This window comes from Planococcus sp. A6 (assembly GCF_028823615.1).
Lineage (GTDB): Bacteria > Bacillota > Bacilli > Bacillales_A > Planococcaceae > Planococcus.
Genome location: NZ_JAPEHT010000233.1, coordinates 1 through 2,209, shown reverse-complemented (window position 1 = coordinate 2,209; position 2,209 = coordinate 1). Strand labels below are relative to the sequence as shown.

Sequence of the window (2,209 nt, the reverse complement as noted above, 5' to 3'; positions counted from 1 at the left end):
ATGATATGTAAACTGATTTTTAAAAAAAGATGAAATTACAAAACCAACAATTATACCAGCAAGAAAGAGCAGAAAAAATTTGAAGTTCCTGTTCATGAGTTACCCCCCTTTTTAAAATAAATCGTTGTATTTTGATCAATAGATGCAGTTATGTTATTGAACGCCACCTGCAAAAGCAAGATTCATCTATATATATATTCTGGCTCTAAATCATAACAGTTGCTTACTATAGCTGAACCAAAAATCAATTTCAGTCTTTGTAAGAATTTAGAAACACATTTTCCAATTCACTCAACGTCAGCCCGGTAACCTCTAAGAAGCTTTCTTCAAAATTACGGGATTCATCCACGGAATCAATCAGTTGCGCAATCACTTCCTCCCCATACTCCGCAGTGAGGAACGCCAACGCATAGTAACTTTGCAAATAAGGGCTCGTAAGCTGTGTGGTCAGCGCTGTTTCCCATTGCACTGTGCTGTTTAATTCTGCAAAAGGTATGGTCTGAAAATGCGGATTATAAACCCTTTCCGGATCAGTGCCGGCGTATTCCGCTACCCCTTCTATAAACCACATCGGATAATGATTTGCGTTCGATACTCTTTGATAAAAGGCATAATGCGTGTATTCATGCAGAAGTACCAGCCGGAAATTGTACAAAGCAAGTTCATCTTCAGCCAATAAAACCTCCTTCCCCGAATTATGGATGGCTATGATTTTTTGGAAATCTGAATAGTACGCATCCTTAGCTTCACGCAGCTTGAACCCATTCATCTCCACAAAGTTCTCATAGACCAGCAAATCAACCGGGACAGGGTCGGTTTCGCCAAAGAGTTCTTCATTTCTCTCGATGGCCAGGTCCAAGGTTTCTTTGGTGAGTGGCAGCAGCTCTGAAAAATTCTCTTCATAATAAATGGAGATGTGGTGATGATTTTCCCACATGGAAGAATCTTTCAGCTGTTTTTCACCTTTACCATCTGCATTTCCAGTAATAAAACCCTTCATCGTCTGAATATATGTAAGATTTTTATCAAGAGGTTCTATTACTGCTTTATGTACAACAAAACTTCCGCCCAATAAAAGAAGGAAAACGAAGGAAACAATTAGGGCCGTGATGGTCAGGGTAATTTTTGTCGATTTCTTCATTGAATCCCTCTTTCAATTATGCTTTATTGTCCGTCGGTTACTTTTATGGCAATCCCCAGCAGATTCAGCTCCATTGAATAACTTAATTGTAGAGTTGAGCAATATATTTAATTTCCTTTTTTTCTGCCTTCTTTGGATGCCGTTTCAATTTGATAGATCGAATAGAAGAGTAAAGCAATAATTATTGCTGTAAACAAGTAAGGAAAAGGATTAAAGTCGTCATTGCCTGGCTCACCGAATAAATATACCAATAAATCATAATAGCCTCTGGATTCATCAAACAAAGGGCTAATGATAAACATACCAATTAGTATGCTGGAAATCCCCAATACTCTGTCCTTTACTTTTTTACTTACGTTTGCATTTACTTCGATAATCCGAGTAGTTATTCTTCCCACTATATTTGGAGTTATTTGATAGGTTTGGGCAATGATATACGTCAATAACGCAGGTAATACTAATGAAATGCCCAGTATAACCATTAAACTTACATTAACTGTACCAGTGGCAATTCTTTCAATAATCAGTCCGATTAACAGGATGCCGATAAGCATGGAATAACTAGCGGAAATACTTTTCTTTTCTATTTGTTTCCCCAACTCTTCACTGGGTAAAATTCCGTCTTTTTTCTTTTTTCGAGACCCCCATGTGATTGTAAATAAGAAATAAAACAAGAAAAGACTTGAGAATAATATTTCTATGAATCCGACCTCCAGGCTCATGGAGAACCGATAAATCAAATTGCCAATTAACGCTAAACTCCCTAAACCGAGTAATACTACAAACATCTTTCTATTCTTCATTTTCTTCCCCACCCCCATTTAAAAAAAGCGTATCTACCGTTACTCCCAAATTTTTTGCCATGTCAAAAGCCAACTGTAAACTGGGATCATATTTGTTGTTCTCGATTGCGTTGATTGTTTGCCTGCTGACACTACACATATCTGCAAGCTTCCCTTGTGAAATATTTTTCTTTTCACGCAGCCCCTTAATTTGATTTTCCATTGACAACATCCTTTATAGATTCGATGTGTAAAAAACCTTTTACACCTTTAGTGTAATAAAAGA

At 37.2% G+C, this 2,209-nt stretch carries 3 protein-coding genes; all 3 read right to left on the bottom strand.

Annotated elements, in window-relative coordinates; genetic code table 11:
* Window positions 1–250: 250 nt before the first annotated feature.
* The 3 genes from ON064_RS18070 to ON064_RS18060 all read right to left on the bottom strand — a co-directional run bounded on the left by ON064_RS18070 (window position 251) and on the right by ON064_RS18060 (window position 2,146).
* Window positions 251–1,141: a peptidase MA family metallohydrolase gene (locus tag ON064_RS18070; RefSeq protein WP_274625853.1), complete on the bottom strand. Its 891-nt coding sequence runs from the start codon at window positions 1,139–1,141 to the stop codon at window positions 251–253.
* 107 nt (window positions 1,142–1,248) lie between these two features.
* The gene (locus ON064_RS18065) at window positions 1,249–1,944 is read right to left on the bottom strand and encodes a hypothetical protein (RefSeq protein WP_274625852.1); all 696 of its coding nucleotides are present in this window, start codon (window positions 1,942–1,944) and stop codon (window positions 1,249–1,251) included.
* On the bottom strand, window positions 1,934–2,146 hold the full coding sequence (locus tag ON064_RS18060) for a helix-turn-helix transcriptional regulator (RefSeq protein ID WP_274625851.1): 213 nt from the start codon (window positions 2,144–2,146) through the stop codon (window positions 1,934–1,936). The genes ON064_RS18065 and ON064_RS18060 overlap by 11 nt, the downstream gene beginning before the upstream one ends.
* Window positions 2,147–2,209: the final 63 nt, after the last annotated feature.

What these genes read in the sequence shown, in the direction of transcription:
- ON064_RS18070 (WP_274625853.1), bottom strand. Translation starts at nt 1,141, where the DNA reads ATGAAGAAATCGACAAAAATTACCCTGACCATCACGGCCCTAATTGTT.
- ON064_RS18065 (WP_274625852.1), bottom strand. Translation starts at nt 1,944, where the DNA reads ATGAAGAATAGAAAGATGTTTGTAGTATTACTCGGTTTAGGGAGTTTA.
- ON064_RS18060 (WP_274625851.1), bottom strand. Translation starts at nt 2,146, where the DNA reads ATGGAAAATCAAATTAAGGGGCTGCGTGAAAAGAAAAATATTTCACAA.